At 54.9% G+C, this 19,602-nt stretch carries 16 protein-coding genes; 10 read left to right on the forward strand and 6 right to left on the reverse strand.

Annotated elements, in window-relative coordinates; translation table 11 throughout:
* Positions 1 to 3: 3 nt before the first annotated feature.
* The 3 genes from SD425_RS07200 to SD425_RS07210 all read right to left on the reverse strand — a co-directional run bounded on the left by SD425_RS07200 (position 4) and on the right by SD425_RS07210 (position 2,978).
* Positions 4 to 1,218: a Gfo/Idh/MocA family oxidoreductase gene (locus SD425_RS07200; RefSeq protein WP_324676901.1), complete on the reverse strand. Its 1,215-nt coding sequence runs from the start codon at positions 1,216 to 1,218 to the stop codon at positions 4 to 6.
* A 68-nt stretch (positions 1,219 to 1,286) separates the two neighbouring features.
* Positions 1,287 to 1,643: a hypothetical protein gene (locus SD425_RS07205; RefSeq protein ID WP_324676903.1), complete on the reverse strand. Its 357-nt coding sequence runs from the start codon at positions 1,641 to 1,643 to the stop codon at positions 1,287 to 1,289.
* 45 nt (positions 1,644 to 1,688) lie between these two features.
* Positions 1,689 to 2,978 carry a PAS domain-containing protein gene (locus tag SD425_RS07210; protein ID WP_324676905.1) on the reverse strand — a complete coding sequence of 430 codons (1,290 nt, stop codon included), beginning with the start codon at positions 2,976 to 2,978 and terminating at the stop codon, positions 1,689 to 1,691.
* Positions 2,979 to 3,233: 255 nt separating this feature from the next.
* On the opposite strand from SD425_RS07210, the gene SD425_RS07215 reads away from it, so the two are divergent.
* Complete coding sequence (locus tag SD425_RS07215; protein WP_324676907.1) at positions 3,234 to 4,538, forward strand: cytochrome P450; 1,305 nt, start codon at positions 3,234 to 3,236, stop codon at positions 4,536 to 4,538.
* Positions 4,539 to 4,573: 35 nt separating this feature from the next.
* On the opposite strand, the gene SD425_RS07220 is transcribed toward SD425_RS07215, so the two are convergent.
* Positions 4,574 to 5,059, reverse strand: coding sequence for a hypothetical protein (locus SD425_RS07220; protein WP_324676909.1), 486 nt, complete (start codon positions 5,057 to 5,059; stop codon positions 4,574 to 4,576).
* A gap of 86 nt (positions 5,060 to 5,145) precedes the next feature.
* Between SD425_RS07220 and eat the strand changes: the two genes are divergently transcribed.
* The 8 genes from eat (at position 5,146) to eutC (ending at position 15,714) form a co-directional block, all read left to right on the forward strand.
* A complete protein-coding gene (gene eat, locus SD425_RS07225) occupies positions 5,146 to 6,459 on the forward strand; it encodes an ethanolamine permease (RefSeq protein ID WP_324676911.1) in 1,314 nt (437 codons plus the stop codon).
* 152 nt (positions 6,460 to 6,611) lie between these two features.
* A complete protein-coding gene (locus SD425_RS07230) occupies positions 6,612 to 7,988 on the forward strand; it encodes an ethanolamine ammonia-lyase subunit EutB (protein WP_324676913.1) in 1,377 nt (458 codons plus the stop codon).
* A 109-nt stretch (positions 7,989 to 8,097) separates the two neighbouring features.
* Complete coding sequence (locus SD425_RS07235) at positions 8,098 to 8,856, forward strand: restriction endonuclease (protein ID WP_324676915.1); 759 nt, start codon at positions 8,098 to 8,100, stop codon at positions 8,854 to 8,856.
* A gap of 260 nt (positions 8,857 to 9,116) precedes the next feature.
* A complete protein-coding gene (locus SD425_RS07240) occupies positions 9,117 to 10,346 on the forward strand; it encodes a CehA/McbA family metallohydrolase (RefSeq protein WP_324676917.1) in 1,230 nt (409 codons plus the stop codon).
* A gap of 257 nt (positions 10,347 to 10,603) precedes the next feature.
* Entirely contained in the window at positions 10,604 to 13,393 is a 2,790-nt protein-coding gene (gene galB / locus SD425_RS07245) for a beta-galactosidase GalB (RefSeq protein ID WP_324676919.1), read from the forward strand.
* Positions 13,394 to 13,570: 177 nt separating this feature from the next.
* Positions 13,571 to 14,326 carry a DUF6882 domain-containing protein gene (locus tag SD425_RS07250; protein WP_324676921.1) on the forward strand — a complete coding sequence of 252 codons (756 nt, stop codon included), beginning with the start codon at positions 13,571 to 13,573 and terminating at the stop codon, positions 14,324 to 14,326.
* A 51-nt stretch (positions 14,327 to 14,377) separates the two neighbouring features.
* The gene (locus SD425_RS07255; RefSeq protein ID WP_324676923.1) at positions 14,378 to 14,791 is read left to right on the forward strand and encodes a DUF1810 domain-containing protein; all 414 of its coding nucleotides are present in this window, start codon (positions 14,378 to 14,380) and stop codon (positions 14,789 to 14,791) included.
* A 146-nt stretch (positions 14,792 to 14,937) separates the two neighbouring features.
* Positions 14,938 to 15,714 carry an ethanolamine ammonia-lyase subunit EutC gene (eutC, locus tag SD425_RS07260; RefSeq protein ID WP_324676925.1) on the forward strand — a complete coding sequence of 259 codons (777 nt, stop codon included), beginning with the start codon at positions 14,938 to 14,940 and terminating at the stop codon, positions 15,712 to 15,714.
* Positions 15,715 to 15,908: 194 nt separating this feature from the next.
* Here eutC and SD425_RS07265 read toward each other — a convergent pair whose 3' ends face one another.
* On the reverse strand, positions 15,909 to 16,742 hold the full coding sequence (locus tag SD425_RS07265; RefSeq protein ID WP_324676927.1) for a hypothetical protein: 834 nt from the start codon (positions 16,740 to 16,742) through the stop codon (positions 15,909 to 15,911).
* A gap of 377 nt (positions 16,743 to 17,119) precedes the next feature.
* Complete coding sequence (locus tag SD425_RS07270; protein ID WP_324676929.1) at positions 17,120 to 18,697, reverse strand: PQQ-dependent sugar dehydrogenase; 1,578 nt, start codon at positions 18,695 to 18,697, stop codon at positions 17,120 to 17,122.
* 372 nt (positions 18,698 to 19,069) lie between these two features.
* Here SD425_RS07270 and SD425_RS07275 point away from each other — a divergent pair, with 372 nt between their 5' ends.
* A complete protein-coding gene (locus tag SD425_RS07275) occupies positions 19,070 to 19,537 on the forward strand; it encodes an EamA family transporter (protein WP_324676931.1) in 468 nt (155 codons plus the stop codon).
* The last annotated feature ends 65 nt before the right edge of the window (positions 19,538 to 19,602 follow it).

A 19,602-nucleotide genomic window follows, 5' to 3' on the forward strand; every position in this document is an offset into this window, starting at 1 on the left:
CCGCTATTTAGCGCCTACTTTGTCCAGTACGGCTACCACGTCTTTCGTCGATACCTTCTGGCCGCTATCAGCAGCCTGGTAAATGGCTTTCAGCAGCTGCACGTCGCGCAAACCCATTTCGCCGGGCACGCGCGTAGGCTTGTTATTGAGCACGCAATCAGCGAAATCGTCCATTTGCAGGGCCTGCTGACTGATGTCGCGGCTAGGCATGTTGGGCAGTGGACCTTTGCTCGTTTCGCTGTGCAAGCCATTGTAGGCATAAGCTGGCTGTAGTTCGAGCCAGCCGTTGGCGGCTTCCATGCGCAGGCGGCCTACGTTTTCCACGTAGCTGGTGCGGCAGTCGGCCACTGAGCCGTCGGCAAACTGGAACTGCCAGTTAATGGCTTCTTCGACCTCGTTGAACTGCTGCGGACGCTGCTTCGGTGGGTACTTCGCCGTGACGGATACCGGCACTTGGCCTTTCGTATAAATTACGCCCTGCACGCAGTAGATACCCATATCCATGAGCGGTCCGCCACCCGAAAGCTTCTTCTGAATGCGCCACGGCCGATTATTACCCATCGTGAAGCCATTCTCCGCAATCAGCTTCTTCACCGGACCATACTGCTGGTTTTGCCCGATGCGCATGGCCGCTAGGTTATAAGGGTCGAAATGCAAACGGTAGCCAATGCTGAGCTTTTTGCCCGCTTTTTTGCACGCGTCGATCATGCGGCGGCAGTCCTCCACCGACGTGGCCATGGGTTTTTCACAGATAACGTGCTTGCCCGCCCGCGCGGCCCGCTCTACGTACTCGGCGTGCAAGGCATTGGGCAGCACCACGTACACAATGTCGATATCGGGGTTATCCTTGATGGAGTCGAAGTTCTCGTAGGTATAAATGTTTTTGTCGGGAATGTTGTACTGTTGCTTCCACTTCGTCGCCTTGTCCGGCGTGCCCGTCACGATGCCAGCTAGGTGGCAGAGCTTGGTTTGCTGCAAGGCCGGCGCCAACTGTCCGGAACTGTAGCCCCCTAGGCCCACCAACGCTACCCCTAGCTTTCGCCCCGACTGCAAAGCAGCTAGGCTCGCCAGGCCGTACTCGGCTTCAGGCGTAGCAACAAACGCATTGGCCAAACTTGGTAGACCAACCAAGCCAACCCCCACACCAAGGGAGAGACGGCGAAGAAAGTCGCGGCGGGAAGAAGCAGCGGATTCGGGAGTAAGTGCGGGTGTTTTCATAACCAATAAGCTAGCGTACAGCAGCATGTACCGCAGAAGCCCAGCTAGGGTTATGCTAGGAGCAGCCCTTACGCCGCCTGCCGTTGCTCCAACGCTTGCAGGAGCGAAGTAATCTGATTGGAATACGTTTCAATCTGGTCGAGGCCCGCGCGCGACTGCTCAAGCTGACCGCTCTTGTAGCGCCGCACGAGGTCTTGGCCCGTATCGAGCATCCGCTGAAGTACCCGTTCGATTTCGCGCACTTCCGGGTAGCTGCTGTATTTGGGCTTCACAATCGTGTTAAGCCATTCGCCCAGCGGGTTCTTTTGCAGCGAAAACAACGTGTCATCTACCTCACGCACGCCATATAGAATGGAGCGTAACCGGGACTTAAATAGCACCTGCTTGATCCGCGCTTGTTGGAAATCCAGGTTCGTTAAGTCCATGTGAGCAGAAAAGTTGCACGAAGGTAGGAGAGAGGCAGCAGAATCCTACGCATTAGGGGCGCCAGCGCGGTTTTCCAAGAATTTGCGGGCTTCAACCAAGCTAGTTACATCGAAGGCAAAAACCGTGATGCCGGCTTTTTGCTCTGCTTCCTTGAACAACTGATAGGTGAAGTTGAGGTAGCGCTGGTGCAGCTGTCCGTCGCCGTTCTGGTCGAGCATGATGCTCATTTCGTTTCCAATAAAAGGCTCTCCCGTTTCATAAACGTTGTTGAGCAGATCAACAAAACCTTGCTCTATTACTTCAGGCAAAGCTTCTGCTACCGGTTGGCCGATCAGGTCGCGGTGCGGGAATAGCTTTTGGTATTCTGGGTTTACAAACTCAAAGCGGTGCTCGGGACCCCGCAAAATGCAGATCATAGCGGGCGTTTGCACAAACAGGTTGTAGAACGTAGAGCGCTGCTGTTCCGCCAGTTGATAGGCTCGATAAGCTTGATCGGACAAGGCAGCTTGCTCCTCGTTGGAGGTCAGCAGCTCCTGCACCATTTGCTTTTGCTCGTGGATGTCGGTGCCACCACCAACCCACAGAGTAGGTTGGCCGTCGGCACCTAGGCGCGGTACGGCCCGCACCAAAATCCATCGGTACTGGCCATCGTGGCGGCGCAGGCGGTATTCTACTTGGTACTCGGTAGCGCTTTGCGAGGCTTCTTGCCAAGCGGCTTCTACGGTGGGCCGGTCATCGGGGTGCAAGTCGTCGAGCCAACCCCAGCCAACGGATTCCGCCAGTGTGCGGCCGGTGAAGTCGAGCCAGCGCTGGTTGAAGAAATCGGCTTCACCGCTGGGTTGCAACGTGGCAACAAGCACAGGCAACGATTGGAGAATAAAAGCGGTGCGCGCCTGCGCCTCATCCAACTCACGCTGTAGTAATTGGCGCTGCTGTTCGGCTAGGTACTGCGCCGTCACGTCTTGAGTCCGTTGCAGAATGTGCAGCAGCTGACCTTGCTCATCGAGCAAAGGATAGTGCGTGGCTTGCCAGTAGCGCTGCTCGAAGCCACCACCTTGCTCGGCGGGCCGCTCCAAATCGTAGCGGATCAGCGGCATGGTGTGCGGCTCAAGATGGCGCCGCACATGCTCGTGCGAGTCGGCAATGATGGCGCCTTCGTTTTGGTTGGTGGCGGGATACGCTTCAAAGAAGGGTTTGCCCACTACTTCCTCCCGGTTTTTCAACGAAACAGCCACGTGGCTGTCTGTATTGTCGACGATGGTGGCGTCTGCGTCGGGGGCAATAAGTAAAAAGTTTTCGGGCAAAGCCCGGAAGAGTTTCTGATAATCAACCATGGTTACGGAATAGGACCCGTATACGGGAAAAGGCGCGCAGCAAGCTAAGTAGTCCGACGGCGGCGGAAATGAACGACTAGGAAGGTGTGAATCTAATGAATTCAGGGAGTAGTAAAGCACCCGTTGCTTGTCGAGCTCGACTATATCTCATTGGGCTGGGGTTCGTAAGCAGCAACATCTGCTTATCAGGAGGCTGGGACAACGCCGATTGATGTGTCCCTGGCCTAGCTTCCCCTTTCTACATTCCTCTACCGCATGAATACGATTCCCCGCGACGAAAGCTTCGATAGTACCCTCGATGTAGTGCGTGAAGGCTTCCCTTTTATCTACAAGCGCACCAAGCGCTACCAATCCGACATCTTCCAGATTCGGCTAATGGGTCTGCCCGCCATCTGCCTGCACGGGCAGGAAGCCGCCGCGGTTTTTTACGACAATGAGCGCTTTATGCGCACGGGTGCTATTCCGAGGCGCATCCAAACGACGCTGATGGGGCTGCACGGTATTCAGACCTTAGATGGGGAGAAGCACCAGCAGCGGAAAGCGCTGTTTATGTCGGTGATGACGCCTGGCAGCTTGCACAAGCTCATGGAGTACATGGCCGCCGATTGGCGCTACTCTATTAAGCAATGGACCAGGCAGGAGCAGGTTGTCTTGTTCCCGGAAGTGCAAGAGCTGCTGTGTCGCGCCGCCTGCACCTGGGCCGGCGTGCCGCTGGCAGAAGAGGAAGTAACGCGCCGCACGCGCGACTTCCGCCGCATGGTGGATGCATTCGGGGGCGTTGGGCCGCGGCACTGGCGCGGCAAGCGGGCTAGGTCGCGGGCCGAAAAGTGGATAGAAGGCATCATCAAGCAGATTCGGAAAGAAAAGCTGCAAGTGCCTGAAGAGTCGGCGGCTTACCGCATGGCGTGGTACCGCGAACCAGATGGCAAGCTGATGGACTCGCGCATGGCAGCCATTGAGCTGATTAACATCGTTCGGCCCATCACGGCTATTGGCTGGTATATCACTTTCGCCGCTCTCGCCCTGCACGAGCACCCCGAAGCCCGTGCCCGTTTGCGCACCGGCGACGAAGAGTACCTAGAGTGGTTTATGCACGAGGTGCGCCGCTACTATCCGTTTGCGCCTTTCCTAGGTAACGTAGTTCGCAAAGACTTTGAGTGGCACGGCTACAAATTCCCAAAGGGCCGCTTGGTGTTGCTGGATGTGTACGGCACCAACCGCGACCCACGGCAGTGGCACCAGCCTGAGTCGTTTCGCCCCGAACGGTTCAGGTCGTGGAATGGCAGCGCCTATAACTTCATTCCGCAAGGTGGCGGCGACTACTTCGGTGGCCACCGTTGCGCCGGCGAGTGGCTGACCATCGAAACGGTGAAGCTAGCCATTACCTACCTCACCCGCGGCATGACCTACGATGTGCCCGCGCAAGACCTCTGCTTCCCGCTCGACCGGATGCCCACGCTGCCCAAGAGCAGCTTCATCATCGAAAATGTGCGCAGCACGAATAAAGTCGGGGCGGCACCTAGCTTGCTCGGCTGCCCCTTTCATCGGCAAATGGCGTAAGCTAGCGGAGTAGCGCCAGGTCAAAAAGGTTAGTGCTACTGGCATTCCGCAAAAACAACCGGAGGCGTTTTGGCAATGACGGTGCTGCGGCCCGGTGCGGTGTAGCGGTGCAGGTAGAAGTAGCACGTAATTGGGCGCTTGAGTCGCGGATTGCCCCAAATGGCGGCCATTGGGTAGCGGAGTGTGAGCGTGTCATTGCGGCTGGTGACCAGCGTTTCACCGGCTTTCTGGCCCGCTAGTCCCATCGAAAACGTCATGCGCGGATCAGTACCCTGAAACTTGATAGACACGGAAAAACCATGCTCCGACTGCTCCTGCTCGGTAATGTGGTAGGCGAGCCTAGCTGTAATCATTGATTCCGGCGACGGCACCGAGCAGGGCGGTTGATTAAGCGCCAGCAGCTTGATGGTGTTACCGTTAGCAGGCGCCGTTTGGGCTAGGGAGGCGTGGTAGCGTTGCACAAAGCTCACGAAGACAAAGCCAAGTAGGAGCGGGCAGGCGAAGTGTAAAGCTGGTTTCATGCGGAAAAAATAGTCGTTTCGGCGCAGCTTTTCCTAGACGGGCGTTCGGCTGCTATATTGAGGAGGTAAACCATGATTCGCCTCCTATGACGAAGCCTCCTGAATCTACCGGTCTGAAGAAAGCGCTGAAGCCGATCCACCTGTGGGCCATCGCCGTGGGTCTGGTGATTTCGGGCGAGTACTTCGGCTGGAACTATGGTTGGGAAGTTGCCGGGCCCGTCGGTTTTCTCGTCGCCACGCTCCTGATTACGGTGTTGTACGTGGCGTTCATCTTCAGCTTCACTGAGCTAACTACCGCCATTCCGCACGCGGGTGGGCCGTTTGCTTATTCGTATCGGGCCTTTGGGCCAATCGGCGGCTTCGTGGCCGGTTATGCCACGCTAGTGGAGTTCCTGTTTGCGCCGCCGGCTATTGCGTTTGCCCTAGGTAGCTACGTGCATTTTCTGTACCCTAGCTTGCCGGTGCTATACACGGCGTTAGGGTGCTACTTGCTATTTACCCTGATCAATCTGCTGGGCATTAAAGAGTCGGCAAATTTCTCTCTAGTGGTCACGTTGTTGGCAGTGGCTGAGCTGCTGCTGTATATGGGCTTAGTGGCGCCAAGTTTCAAGACCAGTACTTTCCTCGCTAATCCCATTCCGCTGAGTGCCGCTGGTGTGTTTGCCGCCCTGCCGTTTGCCATCTGGTTTTACCTAGCCATCGAGGGCGTGGCGATGGTAGCGGAAGAAGTAGAGCATCCGCGCCGCACCATCCCGAAAGGTTACGGCTACGGTATGTTCACGCTAGTGGTGCTAGCGCTCGGCGTCATGGTGCTCACCGGTGGCGTTGCTGATTGGCGTAAGCTGAGCCACATGGATTATCCGTTGCCGGAAGCGCTCGGCATCGTGCTGGGCAAAGGCAGCAGCTGGACGAAGTTTTTCGCTAGCATTGGCTTGTTTGGGCTGGTGGCTTCCTTTCACGGCACCATCATCGGCTACTCGCGACAGATCTTTGCGTTAGCTCGCAGCGGTTACCTCCCTAGCTCCCTAGCTCGGCTCAACGGCCGCCAAACGCCACATTGGGCCTTGGTGGCCGGTGGGGTAGTTGGCTGCTTAGCCTTGCTCACCGGCACCACCAATCAAGTTATCATTCTCTCCGTATTTGGGGCGGTGGTGATGTACATCATGAGCCTGCTGAGCCTGTTTGTGCTGCGCCGCAAGGAGCCGGGGCTAGCGCGACCGTACACGGCGCCGTTGTACCCGTTCTTTCCGCTTGTCGCCTTGGCCTTGTCGCTGCTGAGTCTTGGCGCAATGGTCTATTACAACCTGCTGCTGAGCGTTATCTTCTTCGTGGGCTTAGGATTGATGCTGGGCGTGTACGTGCTGTTGAAGCCTGCGCTGGTGGGGGACCTCACCCCCTAGCCCCCTCTCCAAAAGAGAGGGGGAACTAACCTTAGATCTAATTCTTGACCTTAGCTGCTAGACTAGGATACAATTAAAGTTAGTTTCCCTCTGTTTTGAAGAGAGGGCTAGGGGGTGAGGTCCCACGTAAGCTCACTAAAAACGAAACGGTTATGTCGTACCACTACACCATCCGCCAGCACACCTACGTCTTCGAGGACCTAAAAACACTCCTAGCGCGGGCCACGCCGCTGCGCTCCGGCGACGTGCTGGCCGGAGTAGCGGCAGAAACCTACGAGGAGCGCGTAGCCGCCCAACTCGCCCTAGCCGACGTGCCGCTACGCACCTTTCTCCAAGAAGCCCTCGTGCCCTACGAGCAAGACGAAGTCACCCGCCTCATCCTCGATTCGCACAATGCCGTAGCTTTTGCGCCTATCAGCCACTTCACCGTAGGGCAGCTGCGCGATTGGCTTCTCTCGGAAGCCGCCGATACGCCGACGCTGCAAAACCTAGCTCCCGGCCTCACACCCGAAATGGTAGCGGCCGTGTCCAAGCTCATGCGCAACCAGGAGTTGATTGCCGTGGCGCGCAAGTGCGAAGTCGTCACGCAATTTCGCAACACCCTAGGTCTGCGCGGACACTTGGCTACGCGCCTGCAACCCAACCACCCTACCGATGATGCCCGCGGCATTGCTGCCAGTCTCGTCGACGGCCTTCTCTACGGCAGCGGCGACGCGGTTATCGGCATCAATCCGGCCACCGATAACCCGCAAGTCGTGAGCAACTTACTGCACATGCTGGATGCCGTACGCGAGCAGTACGCCATTCCGACCCAGTCGTGCGTGCTGTGCCACGTCACGACGGCCTTGCAGCTGATCGAGCAGAAGGCGCCGGTCGATCTGACGTTCCAATCCATCGGCGGCACCGAGGCCACGAATGCCAGCTTCGGTGTGAACCTAGGTCTGTTGCAGGAAGCCTGGGAAGCCACGCTGAGCCTGAATCGCGGCACCTTGGGCCAACACGTCATGTACTTCGAAACGGGGCAGGGCAGCGCCCTTTCGGCCAACGCCCACCACGGCCTCGACCAGCAAACCTGCGAAGCCCGCGCCTACGCCGTAGCCCGACGGTTTCAGCCGTTGCTGGTCAACTCCGTTGTCGGCTTCATCGGTCCCGAATACCTCTACGACGGCAAGCAAATTACGCGGGCTGCTTTGGAAGACCACTTCTGCGGCAAGCTCCTAGGTCTGCCGATGGGCATGGACATCTGCTACACCAACCACGCCGAAGCCGACCAAGACGACATGGATAACTTGCTCACCCTGCTAGGGGTGGCCGGCTGCAACTACATCATGGGCGTGCCCGGCGCCGACGACATTATGCTGAATTATCAGTCCACGTCCTTCCACGATGCGCTGTACGTGCGTCAGGTGCTAGGTCTGCGCCCCGCGCCAGAGTTCGAGGCGTGGCTGTTGCAGCAGGGGATTTTTGATGAGCGGGGAAAATTGTTGCCAGCGCAGGCTGGGCACCGGTTATTAGAGGTAGGACGGTGAAACCTCTGTGAAACATCCTGTTTCGAGATGCTTCATGTAATTGCGATAGTTACGTGAGTATAAGTGTTGGTGATAATTTCAAGGAATTACGAATACAGAATCTGACTTTGTGAACAGCCAAGATAAAGGTGCTCTTTTTGAAGAGTATATAGAAAAGGTTTATAGGCTTCTTTTAGATTTGGAAACAAGTAAAGATGACGAGCCTATTATAATTTCTCGTAATGTGAAATTATTGAGGCATGGTTATACGGATGAGATTGATATATACTATGAGTTTACCAAAGCCAAGATTAGACATAGGGTTGCAATTGAGTGCAAGAATTATTCATCGCCAGTTGAAATCAGCAAAATAAGAGATTTTCATGGTAAAATTTATAGATCGCAAAAGATTACTGGGGTTTTCATCTCTAGCAATGGATTTCAATCTGGAGCAAAAAGCTATGCTATAGAGCATGGTATTATTTTGATGGTGACTAGCGATTTGCCAAACTTATTTAATCTTATTGGAAAACGTTTAGAACAAATTTATTTACCTAATGAGTATACGAAAGGAGAACCATTCTATGTGCTTATGGAAATGCAAAACAAAGTTTTAACCGGTTCTTATCATGTAGTAAGCTTTAAGGATACTCCAAGATCGATAATGTTGTTTTTGTCTAAAAATTTGGCAGCTGAGTATATAGAAAGAACAAAGGAATTTGATCTGGTTCCAAGAGGGATAAAACAAGAGTCTTATGACTTCTTAATACATTTTGCTAAAAGGATGGATCTAAAATTTCAGTTGAATATAATGCGTTATCCTGAGAGTGGAAATACCATGTCGGTATTTATAGAGCCTGATCAATTGAAAAGCGAATTTTTTGATTAAAGAAAACATTGCTAAAGTGGTTTTAACATGCGGAGTTAAAATACGTAAGATTAGATTTATTTTTAAATTATAGCCAAAAATATTTGTGTATGATCAATTTGTGTGTATTAATGTTAATAATTTACTAACGTCAATAAATAGGAGTGCACTCGCGGCTGCGCGTATTCTTGCCGACCAAAACAAGAATGACTACGCTACGCTTCTTGCTCATCCCAGGTGATTAGAAAAGCAGCGTGTTGACCAGAACCAAGCGCTGCACCATGGCATCTAAGAGTACCCTTAAAAACCATCTGTTCACGAGTGCCTTCGGAGCTGGCTTGCTGCTGATTACGTGCGGCGTGAGCAATACGGCCCTAGGGCAATCGAGCCACACTAGTCCGTGGGCGCCGACGATTATTAATACCCCGCCGCCAGTTGCTAGCATCACGAACGGGGTGTGGCTGAAGGGAGATCTGCACGTGCACTCTCGGCATAGCAAAGAGTCCTCGAACAACCCCATTGCGAAGATTCTGGCTTTCTCCCAGTCAGTCGGCATGGATTACCTAGGTATCACCGACCACGACAACCACGTGGAGGGCGACGTGGCGCACAACACCTGGGCCGACCCCGAGTTCAAATCCAACTCAGTATTGCTTCTCTACGGCGCCGAATGGACTACCACGCGCGGCCACGGCAACGCCTTTTCGGCTCGCCCCTACGATCATCAGCGGCTCTACGACGTGCGCGACCAGCGCGACATGGTAGTCGGGGCGGTGAAGAAGGAGCTAGGTATCCATCTGTCGGCCAACCACCCGAGCGGGAAGGACCATTTTGGCTACTCCTACGACATGCTCGAATCGCTGGAAGTGTGGAATTCCGTGCTGTGGTCTAAGAACGCCAATGCCATCATGATCTGGGACGACATGCTTTCCTCAGGCCGTAAGCTGACGGGTAGGGGCGGGAGCGACGCCCACCACGGCACTCCCGATGCGCCCGACAAAGCAACGCCCAATAGCAAGCAGGCAAAAGCCAACTACGTAGGCACGCCCACGACTTGGGTATTCGCCACCGCGCGTACCACGCAGGCCGTCGTGGACGCCCTGACCAACGGGCGAGTTTCGGTTAGCGCCAACCCGTACGCTCCGCGCGTTGAGTTCTACGCCGACCTAAACCAAGATGGCAAAATGGACCTGATGATGGGCGACAATGTCGTTGCCACGGGCAAGCCCGTCAAGTTTCGCGTGCAGCTCACGGGCAAGCTAGCGCCGGGAGCCGCCTATACCGTCAGCGTGGTGAAGAATGGCGGGCAGCTGGATACGTTGCAAATAAGCGGCAAAACGGCCATGGCCGAGTTTACCGATACGCCGGCAACGCTCGGGCGGACGTATTACCGTGTGATGGTGCAGGGGCCGCCTACGGCCTACCCGCAGGTGCCCGAGTCGATGGCGCTGAGCGAAAAGATGGTCGGGCTGTCGAATCCTATTTACTTCAACTTCGACCCTAACTTTTGAATCCGGAGCTTTCTACAATCAGGTTATGCCTGTTAGACCGTCGTGCTTCGGCTAGCGCAGCATGATCTACGGCTACCTACGGCTTTCTAAACTCTGCTCGGCTAGATTGCAAATTTGGTTGAGTCGGCTGCGCTGCTGCACCTAGCTTAGTAGTTGGTTAAGCGGCTTGTATGCAACAGGTCCGTATAGTTTTGGGAGGTGCGTTGCTTTACATTAGCCCTATAAACAACCAATTCACTGCACCTAGCTAGCCTTGCATGCTCAGAATATCCGCGCTTTTTCCTGTCGTCGTTGGCTTGCTAGCAGCCTTTTCCATTGATGGTGAAAAGCTTGCTGTTTTAACTAATCATATTTTTTCCAAGAAGATAGCTGATGCCGATAAGCCACCTTATGCGGTGCTAGCAACTAGGGAGCATATCCTGATCAACGAAGGCTGGAAGTTCTTCCGGTACGACTCGCCCGAAAAGGCCGACAGCCTGATCTACGACGTGCGGCCGGAAGTGCGGAACGAGCAGGACAGCAAAGCCGCCGACTCCCGACCCACCGAAGCTGTGGCTGTGACGGCCAACCGAACCGTGCTCAAGCCGTGGATTCTGCCCACGGGCAACGCCTTTCTGAAAGACCCGGCCAAGCGCCACGCCCGCCCCGCCGGTAATCCGGGCGGCAACTTCCCATTTGTGCAGACGCAGTTCAACGACCAAGCGTGGGAAAGCGTGGATCTGCCGCACGACTGGGCCATCAAAGGGCCTTTCTACGTGGGTGAGGGGGTGCCCATTGGCGGGGGCATGGGCCGCTTACCGGTGCAAGGCGTGGCTTGGTACCGAAAGAAACTTCAGATTCCGGCCTCCGACGCAGGTCGCACCATTTACCTGGACGTGGACGGGGCCATGTCGTACGCCATGGTGTGGATGAATGGCAAGCTGGTGGGCGGCTGGCCCTACGGCTACTCGTCTTGGCGCCTGGACCTGACACCTTATCTCATTCCCGGTGCCGATAACCAGCTCGCTATTCGCCTGGATAATCCGCCCGGCTCGGCGCGGTGGTACCCTGGGGGCGGCATCTACCGCAATGTGTGGCTGACCAAGGTAAACCCCGTGCACGTGGGCCAGTGGGGGACCGTCGTCAAGACCCGCAACGTGAGCAAGGCCGCGGCCACCATCGACTTGCGCGTGTCTGTTGCCAACAAGGCCACTAGCAGCGCCAGCGTGGACGTGGCAACGGAGATTTACGCCCTGAACGCCAATGGCGAAAAAACCGGCCGGTCCTTAGCTAAGCTAGCTCCGACGAAGGCGACGATTCGGGCCCAGTCCGCCGACACCGTTTCTGGTTCGGTTGTTATAACTAACCCCAAGCTCTGGGGACCGCCGCCTACCCAAACGCATAATCGGTACGTGGCCGTGACGACCGTTTCGGCCCAAGGTAAAACGCTCGACACGTACCAGACCACCTTTGGCATTCGCGAAGTGCGGTTTGATCCTGATAAAGGCCTCTTTGTCAATGGGGAGCACATCGTTATCAAAGGCGTCAACCAGCACCACGACCTAGGTGCCTTGGGTGCCGCCTTCAACGTGCGGGCTGCCGAACGCCAGCTGCAACTTCTGCGCGAAATGGGCTGTAATGCCATCCGCATGTCGCACAACCCGCCCGCACCCGAGTTGCTGGAGCTGACCGACCGCCTAGGTTTTCTGGTAATTGATGAGGTGTTTGACTCGTGGGAAACGAAAAAGACGCCGCTCGATTTTCACCTCATCTTCCCCGACTGGCACGAGCAGGACCTGCGGGCCCTAGTGCGCCGCGACCGGAATAGCCCCTCCGTTATCCTCTGGAGCTTTGGCAACGAGGTGGGCGAGCAGTACACGGGCGAGAGAGGCGCCGCCGTAGCGAGGGAACTGCATGCCATCGTGAAAGAGGAAGACCCCACCCGCCCAACCACCGTGGCCATGAACTACGCCAAGCCCGACATGCCGCTGCCAGCCGTAGTAGACGTCATCAGCCTCAACTACCAGGGCGAGGGCATCCGCTACGATGGCGCCTACAAGGGCTTAAAGGGCATAACCACGCCGCCGCTGTTCCCGGAGTTTCACAAGAAATTTCCCGGCAAGATGATTCTGAGCAGCGAGAACGCCTCGGCGCTGAGTAGCCGCGGCGAGTACCTGCTTCCGGTCTTCAACGGCAACAGCGCCCCCGTGCTCGACGGCCAGGGCGGCGACCCGACAACGCACCAGGTAAGCGCCTATGAGCTATATTCCGTCGCGTTTGGGTCGTCGGCCGATAAGGTGTTTGCCACCATGGCGCAGCACCCCTACGTGGCCGGCGGCTTCGTCTGGACGGGCTGGGACTACCTAGGTGAGCCCACGCCCTACTACTCCTCGCGCAGCTCCTATTCCGGCATCATCGACCTGGCCGGGTTCAAGAAAGACCGTTTTTACCTCTACCAAGCCTATTGGCGCCCGGAGGTGCCCATGGCTCACCTGCTGCCGCACTGGAACTGGCCTCAGCGCCTAGGTCAGGTGGTGCCCGTGCACGTCTTCACCTCCGGCGACGAGGCCGAACTGTTCCTGAACGGTAAGTCGCTGGGTCGCAAGAAAAAAGCAGCAGGTGAGTACCGTGTGCGCTGGGACGACGTGGTGTACGCGCCGGGCGAGTTGAAGGTGGTAGCTTACAAGAACGGCAAGCGTTGGGCAGAGGATGTCGTGAAAACTACAGGCGAAGCAGCTAGCCTCAAGCTCACCGCCGACCGTGCGACGATGGATGCCACAGGAACGGGCCTCATCTTCGTAACCGCGCAACTCACCGATAAAAACGGCTTGCCCGTATCGAATGCCAAGAACAAGATCCAATTCTTTATCGAAGGCCCCGGCGAGATTGTCGCCACTGACAACGGGGATGCAGCCAATATAGAGTCGTTTGCTTCGCCGGAACGGGAGGCATTTAATGGCAAGTGTCTCGTTATTGTGCGCGGGAAAAAAGGGCAAGCCGGAACGATCCGGTTGAAAGCGCAGGCTAGCGGGTTGGAAAGCGCGACTATTTCGTTGAAGAGCAAGTAAGGCTAGACACTGGTTTTGCTAGGTTTGTAGGCCACTCTGTAGGGCTAATACAATTAACGGCAGCTATATTGTCGCTACGAACTTGCACAAAAGCTGATTGCCGCTACTTCACGCAAGTACTGAATAGCGATAATGTAAATATCAGACGTAATTTTTGACAATATAACTGAGCATGGTTTGGAAGCTTTAGACTACAATGCTTTTGCTGGGGAATGTGTTGAGGAGTTGAAAGTTTTGCAAAACAAATTCCGAGAAGAGTACAATTTGAGCTGGTATGAGAACTGGTTCTATAATCAATCGACAGGATTATTTACCTTTTCGACTGATGATGTGGAATTAAATTTCAAATATTTCCAAGTGGGAAGTTTCTCAAAGAAGACAAATACTTGGAAGTGGGCGTGGGATAATGATAATACCCTTGATAATGTCAAAGAAATAACTAACGTCGCTAAAGAATTTGGACAAAAAAATAATTTTAACAAGCTCACAAACGCATATTTCGAAAGCGACGAAATTGAAGCATGGGAGTTTACTGCAATTGCAGCTAAATTGACAAATGGTATAGGTACTTATCGGCCTGTTGACGAACACTTGCAGATATTTTTGGTTATAACGGAGTTGGTTGATAGTGAAACTGCGCAAAGTATTAAAGCTAGGTACGTTGAGTGCGGTGCTCACGAATATAGAAGAATAGCCTTCGTCTGTAAGCATCTTAACCACAGTACTAAAGTTGGCTTTGAAGAAGCCTTTGAGACTTTTGGAGGTATGGAGTTATTAGAAGATGACGACTTTCAAGCCTGGTGTAATAAGTGTGAGCGTGTTAGAAAGAAAGAGAAAGGATGGAATGATAAGTCAATGGAATTTGCGCAAATAAAATTTGTTTGCGAAGACTGCTATTTTGAGATGAAAGAGCTTAACCTCGGATATAGATAGCGTAAGCTTTGGTAATTTAATTACTCATGCAATATGCCAACAGAAAATAAATTGCGTAGATTCCTCGACGCCCAACAAGCCGATTACCAAACCGCGCTATCCGAAATCAAAAACGGTAGAAAGCGCAGCCATTGGATGTGGTATATCTTCCCGCAGATTCAAGGGCTAGGCTTCAGTGAAACGTCGAAGTACTACGCTATAAAAGACGCAGCCGAAGCAGAGGAATACCTAGCTCATCCGGTGTTGGGGAGCCGGTTGGTGGAGATTTCCAGCGAATTGCTCAAGCAGCCGGGTAATGATGCGTACCGCATATTCGGCAGCCCGGATGATATGAAGCTGAAGTCTTCTATGACGCTGTTTGCGGCTCTGCCTGATACCAATCCGGTGTTTCAACAAGTGCTGGATAAGTTTTACGGCGGCGCGAAAGACAGCAAGACGCTGCAACTATTGAGGAATCAGCAATAGCTTATAAACAGATATTGGAGGCCCCAAGTCATGCTGAGCTTGTCGAAGTATCTCGCGTACAGTAGTAATTTCCTGATGATTAGAGTTAGCATAGCACGCGAGATGCTTCGACAAGCTCAGCATGACGTTCTACTTTCAACCTAGCTATGCCCGAAAATTTGCCCGCATTGCCTTCCCCCGACTCGCCCGAAGATCCTTGGGCGGGGCTGCGCGCCTTTACTGGTGCTCGCATTGCGCTAGGTCGCACGGGCACGAGCGTGCCGCTGCGGGAGTCATTAGCGTTTCGGATGGCGCACGCGCACGCTCGGGATGCGGTGTACTCGGTGCTGGCGACGGAGGAGTTGCTGGCTGAGTTAGGGCAGCTACAGTTAGCTGTGTGTCAGGTGAAAAGCCAGGCGCAGAATCGGCAGGAGTATTTGCAGCGCCCCGACCTAGGTCGCAAGCTAGATGAGGAATCCAAAGCGCTGTTGGTGGAACAAGCTCCTGACGCGTGTGATATTGCCATCATCCTAGCCGATGGTTTGTCGGCAACGGCTATCAACGAGCACGCGGTACCGCTGCTACGCCTACTGCTGCCTCAGTTGCAGCAAGTGGGTTTTCGGTTGGCGCCTATCACCTTGGCCGAGCAAGCTAGGGTAGCTATTGGTGATGAAATCGGAGAACTGCTGAAGGCTAGGCTCACGCTGATGCTAATAGGGGAGCGACCAGGGTTAAGCTCGCCGAGTAGCCTAGGCGCTTACTTCACCTACGCACCCAAACCGGGCCTTACCGATGAGGCGCGCAACTGCGTTTCAAACATCCGCCCAGAAGGCCTAGGGTATCCGCTGGCGGCTGATAAGCTGTTCTTCCTTATTCAAGAGGCGCTCAGAAGAAAGCTTTCAGGTGTAGGGTTGAAGGATGAGAGTGGCCTGCTGTCTGCCTAAGCACCTCAAGCTAATGCTAGGGTTAGAGCTAGAAAGCTCCCCTCCTTTTTTAAGGAGGGGGTTGGGGGTGGTTAAGAGCATTGAACGATCTAGAAGGCTAGGTCTAATCTTCTAGCCCTAGCCTAACCACCCCGGCCTGCGGCCACCCCTCCTTAAAAAAGGAGGGGTGCTCTCTAGCTCTAGACTTAGTGCGCTTAAGTCGTCTTATACAAATACCAGCCGTTGCCGATGGGTTTGATAACGATGATACTGTCGGGGTTGATGGCGGGCACGGCCTTGGCGTCGGGTTGGTAGAGTAGGCCAACGGTGTTTTCAACTAGCCCACCAATGAGAAACTCCAGGCAGGTGCCGCAGCCAGTGTCGCGGCGCGTGATGCGGCTGATAAACAGCGACTGGAGTATCTGACTGATGGCCGGGTCAGCATTGGCGGCTTGCTCGCCTAGGGCTAGCACGTCAGCACGCGGGGGGAAATACTGGCGGGCTTGCACCAAGTCGACCACCTGTTTGAACTCGGCTTGATTCTGCTTGAAGTGCTCGATGATGGTAGCATCGGCTCCGATCCACAGCTTGAGGTTGCCGACCGTGAAGGCATGCGGCGCGGCCGGGTGGCGTTGATCATACTGCGCTACTTCGGAGGCGGGCATGGTGGTGAGTACTTCCAGCATCTGTTGCCCTACGCCCGTCATGGCAAGGCCGCGCACGGCACGTAGTTTCCAAGTGCTTTCTTCCTTAGCAAAGTAGAGGTAGAAGTCGTTGCGGCTCACGGTATCACGCAGTTCTACCGTCACGACGGCTGAGGCAGAATCTTGCTGAAGCAGTTGGCAACGGCGCTGCAACTGCGGGGGGATCTGCTGCCCTAGGCTCTGCTGCTTGGCCTGTTGGAGCACTTCGCCACTGAGGTAGCTTCTCATCTCCGGCCACTGCTCTTTGGCAACAAACCGCTCCGCAATTTGCAGCGGCTTTTTCAGGGGCAGCGCGAGCAAGAGTTGGGGTAAGCACCAGCAAAGCAGGAAAAGAAAATATTTCATCAGAGAAAAGGTCAAAAAGCGGCTTGCTGAGGCGCAAACACTCAACCTTAACCTCCAAGATAAGTAGAAAATCAGAGTTTTAGGAGCGTCTTCTTGCCTTTGCAGATTGTGGATAAAGGCAAGTAAACGCAAGAGCACCATGCTGCGCTTGCCGAAGTATCTTGTGTGCTTTGTTGCCGACACCCGTACGATGTAGAGACGCAATACTTTGCGTCTCGTCGTTGGACGACCCACCTAGAACGACCTAGGTAAACAACATCAGCAACGACCAGACGCAAAATATTGCGCCTCTACATTGGGCAACGAAGCGGTAGAGATGCTTCAACCAGCGGACGCCAAATGAAGCATGATGCTCTTCCTTCCATAGGTTTCTCAGGCTACTGACGCCGACGCGATGTTGGGGTAGGAATGGCAGTCTTAGGGGCTGGCGCTTTGCTCGAAGATGGGCTAGGCTTAGGCGAGCTGCCGCCACTTTGGTAGGTGAATTCTACTAAACACCCTTTGCAGTTGGTGCCCTGCGGATCTTCTTTCGATGGCCCAGAGGTGACCGAGGAGCTATCCGTGGCCAGGTAGATTTTAGTGCCGTCGGGGGAGAAAGCTAGGTCACGGTAGCGGACGGGCGCCCGGAAATATGTGAGCGTATCGCCTACAACGCCGGTGCCGGCTGCGTTCAGTTGCAGGCGAATGAGCTTACCGTGCTTGAGGGTAGGCAGTAGGAGGGAGTTCTGCCAGCCCGGAATGGCCGCCGCTGTATACACAGCAATGTTGCTCGGGGCTTCGGAGGGCCACTCGGGCGTGTCAGGGTCATGGTTGCGGGTCTTGACGAAGAGCTTGTTGAGGAAGGCGTTCGAGTTTGGGTACAGCGTCTTGATCGGGTCGCGGTAGGAGGCACCGATGGCTTTCGCATTCTCGTTTTCGCTTTTAATGAAAGGATACGTCGTGTGCCACACACCGGGCAGCATGGCATGCTCCGACACGCCCGCGGCCAAACCGTTGTAGTTGTTGTCGTTGTAGCCAAGCACCAGCGGATGCCCATAGTTTTTGCCGCGTTCCAGCAAGTTCACTTCATCGTCGGAGAAGGGGCCGTGTTCGGAAGAATACAAATGTCCCACGCCGCCGATGACGGCATACGCTAGCCCCTGCGGATTGCGGTTGCCGTACGTCCACACAGCGTTTTGGCGGACGGCAGTAGAGAAGGGGTTGTCGTTGGGCACCCACTTGTCGGAAGCGTTGGTGTCGGCATCTGGCTCCAGGTTGAAGCGCAGAATTTTGCCTTCGTAATAGTTGGTTTGCTGGGCGTGGTTCGGGCGCCCGCCGTTGTCGAACTGTCCGGCACCTAGGTCGCCGATGCCGTAAAAGAGGTAGTCTTTGCCCTCAACGGGTGCAACAGCCAAGCGGCCACCGTTGTGGTCGCTGCTGCCGGGAATGGTGTCGCAGAGCGTGACGGGGTTACCTAGCTTTTGCGCCTGCGGGTTGTACTCGTAGCGCACCAAACGCGTGGTGAAGTAGTAGCCGCCGTAGTTGGGTTTGCCACCTTTGCCGGGCACATCGGCATTCGCAAAGCGGTAGAGGTAAACCAGATACACGTAGGGCTTGCCTTGCAAAAGCTGTGGGTGCAACGCCATGCCCATCAGGCCACCCTGGGGCCAGGGCTTACCGCCATCAATGCTCTCGGGGATCTTATCGTAGCGCGGAAACTGCCGCTCCTTGCTGATGTCGAGCAGCACTTGTTTGCTGCCGTCGGCGGGGTTGATGCGGCTGACGCGGTAACCTTTCGCCTCCGTGACCCAGAGGTAATTATCCGGACCATACGTCACCTCCCACGGGTCGCTGAGTTGGCGCGCAACGATGCGACGGCTGAAAACCTCTCCGCGCGGACCGGTTAGGTTTTGGGCTGAAACCGTTTGAAAGAGAAGAGTAAGTAAAGCAGTGAAGAGAATAAGCTTCTGACGCATAAATCGAGTAAGTAAAAGCATGTGCTGGTAGGCTGCCCTTTGCTGATGTTCGTCGGTCCGACACCCTAGGCGTCCGACCGGTTGTCGTCGCAGACCTAGGTGCACGCAACTCATTCTAGCATCTCATTCTACAACAACTAGTCGGACGCCTAAGGCGTCCGACCGGCAATCGACCGCAATACTGCCGGTTCGTCATCGGGTTGGGGCAGAACCAAACCGAGCCATTGTACCCCAAAACCGCCCCGCATGTTGTTAGCGCTGAGCTCCAACGAGGTAAACAACCAAGTGCCTAGGCAGCCGTACTGTTAGGCAGATAGCCTGACCGGCAGATCGGATAGGTGTGGTGTTATAAAAGCCGGATAGCCAAAGCGTATGTGGGTTCTTTTTTCTTTGTCGGCGGCGTTTCTGGCGGCGGTAGTGGTTACCCTGTCGAAAGCAGGCATCAAAAACGTTGATTCAAGCCTCGCTTTCGCCATCCAATCGGTGCTGATTCTGATTGTGTCGTGGTCAGTGGTGATTTTTCAGGGGAACCTGCCCGATCTAGGCCGTATCGAGCGCAAGGCTTGGATTTACTTGATCATAGCGGGCGTTGTCACGTGCCTGTCGTCGCTGTGCTCGTTTTACGCGCTGAAGCTAGGTGCCGCTTCGCGCACGTCGTCGCTGGACAAAGTGTCGTTGGTTTTCTCCATCACCTTAGCCGTCATTTTCCTGAAAGACAAAGTGAATTGGCAGCTTATCGTGGGGGCTTTGTTGATGGCTGCGGGTGCTATTTTTGTCGTTTTCTCCAGCGACATAACCAAAAAGGACGACAAGGCTCCAGCAAGCAACCAAGCACAGTAACACCGCCACGCGGAAAAACATCAAGCTTAGTCAGGGAGTTGAATAAGCTCGAATCAGCTTTACTC

Source organism: Hymenobacter sp. GOD-10R, assembly GCF_035609205.1.
Taxonomy (GTDB): Bacteria; Bacteroidota; Bacteroidia; order Cytophagales; family Hymenobacteraceae; genus Hymenobacter.

Bases quoted from the DNA above. Each gene is read 5' to 3' on its own strand.
- SD425_RS07200 (WP_324676901.1), bottom strand. From the start codon at position 1,218: ATGAAAACACCCGCACTTACTCCCGAATCCGCTGCTTCTTCCCGCCGC.
- SD425_RS07205 (WP_324676903.1), bottom strand. From the start codon at position 1,643: ATGGACTTAACGAACCTGGATTTCCAACAAGCGCGGATCAAGCAGGTG.
- SD425_RS07210 (WP_324676905.1), bottom strand. From the start codon at position 2,978: ATGGTTGATTATCAGAAACTCTTCCGGGCTTTGCCCGAAAACTTTTTA.
- SD425_RS07215 (WP_324676907.1), top strand. From the start codon at position 3,234: ATGAATACGATTCCCCGCGACGAAAGCTTCGATAGTACCCTCGATGTA.
- SD425_RS07220 (WP_324676909.1), bottom strand. From the start codon at position 5,059: ATGAAACCAGCTTTACACTTCGCCTGCCCGCTCCTACTTGGCTTTGTC.
- eat (WP_324676911.1), top strand. From the start codon at position 5,146: ATGACGAAGCCTCCTGAATCTACCGGTCTGAAGAAAGCGCTGAAGCCG.
- SD425_RS07230 (WP_324676913.1), top strand. From the start codon at position 6,612: ATGTCGTACCACTACACCATCCGCCAGCACACCTACGTCTTCGAGGAC.
- SD425_RS07240 (WP_324676917.1), top strand. From the start codon at position 9,117: ATGGCATCTAAGAGTACCCTTAAAAACCATCTGTTCACGAGTGCCTTC.
- galB (WP_324676919.1), top strand. From the start codon at position 10,604: ATGCTCAGAATATCCGCGCTTTTTCCTGTCGTCGTTGGCTTGCTAGCA.
- eutC (WP_324676925.1), top strand. From the start codon at position 14,938: ATGCCCGAAAATTTGCCCGCATTGCCTTCCCCCGACTCGCCCGAAGAT.
- SD425_RS07265 (WP_324676927.1), bottom strand. From the start codon at position 16,742: ATGAAATATTTTCTTTTCCTGCTTTGCTGGTGCTTACCCCAACTCTTG.
- SD425_RS07270 (WP_324676929.1), bottom strand. From the start codon at position 18,697: ATGCGTCAGAAGCTTATTCTCTTCACTGCTTTACTTACTCTTCTCTTT.
- SD425_RS07275 (WP_324676931.1), top strand. From the start codon at position 19,070: ATGTGGGTTCTTTTTTCTTTGTCGGCGGCGTTTCTGGCGGCGGTAGTG.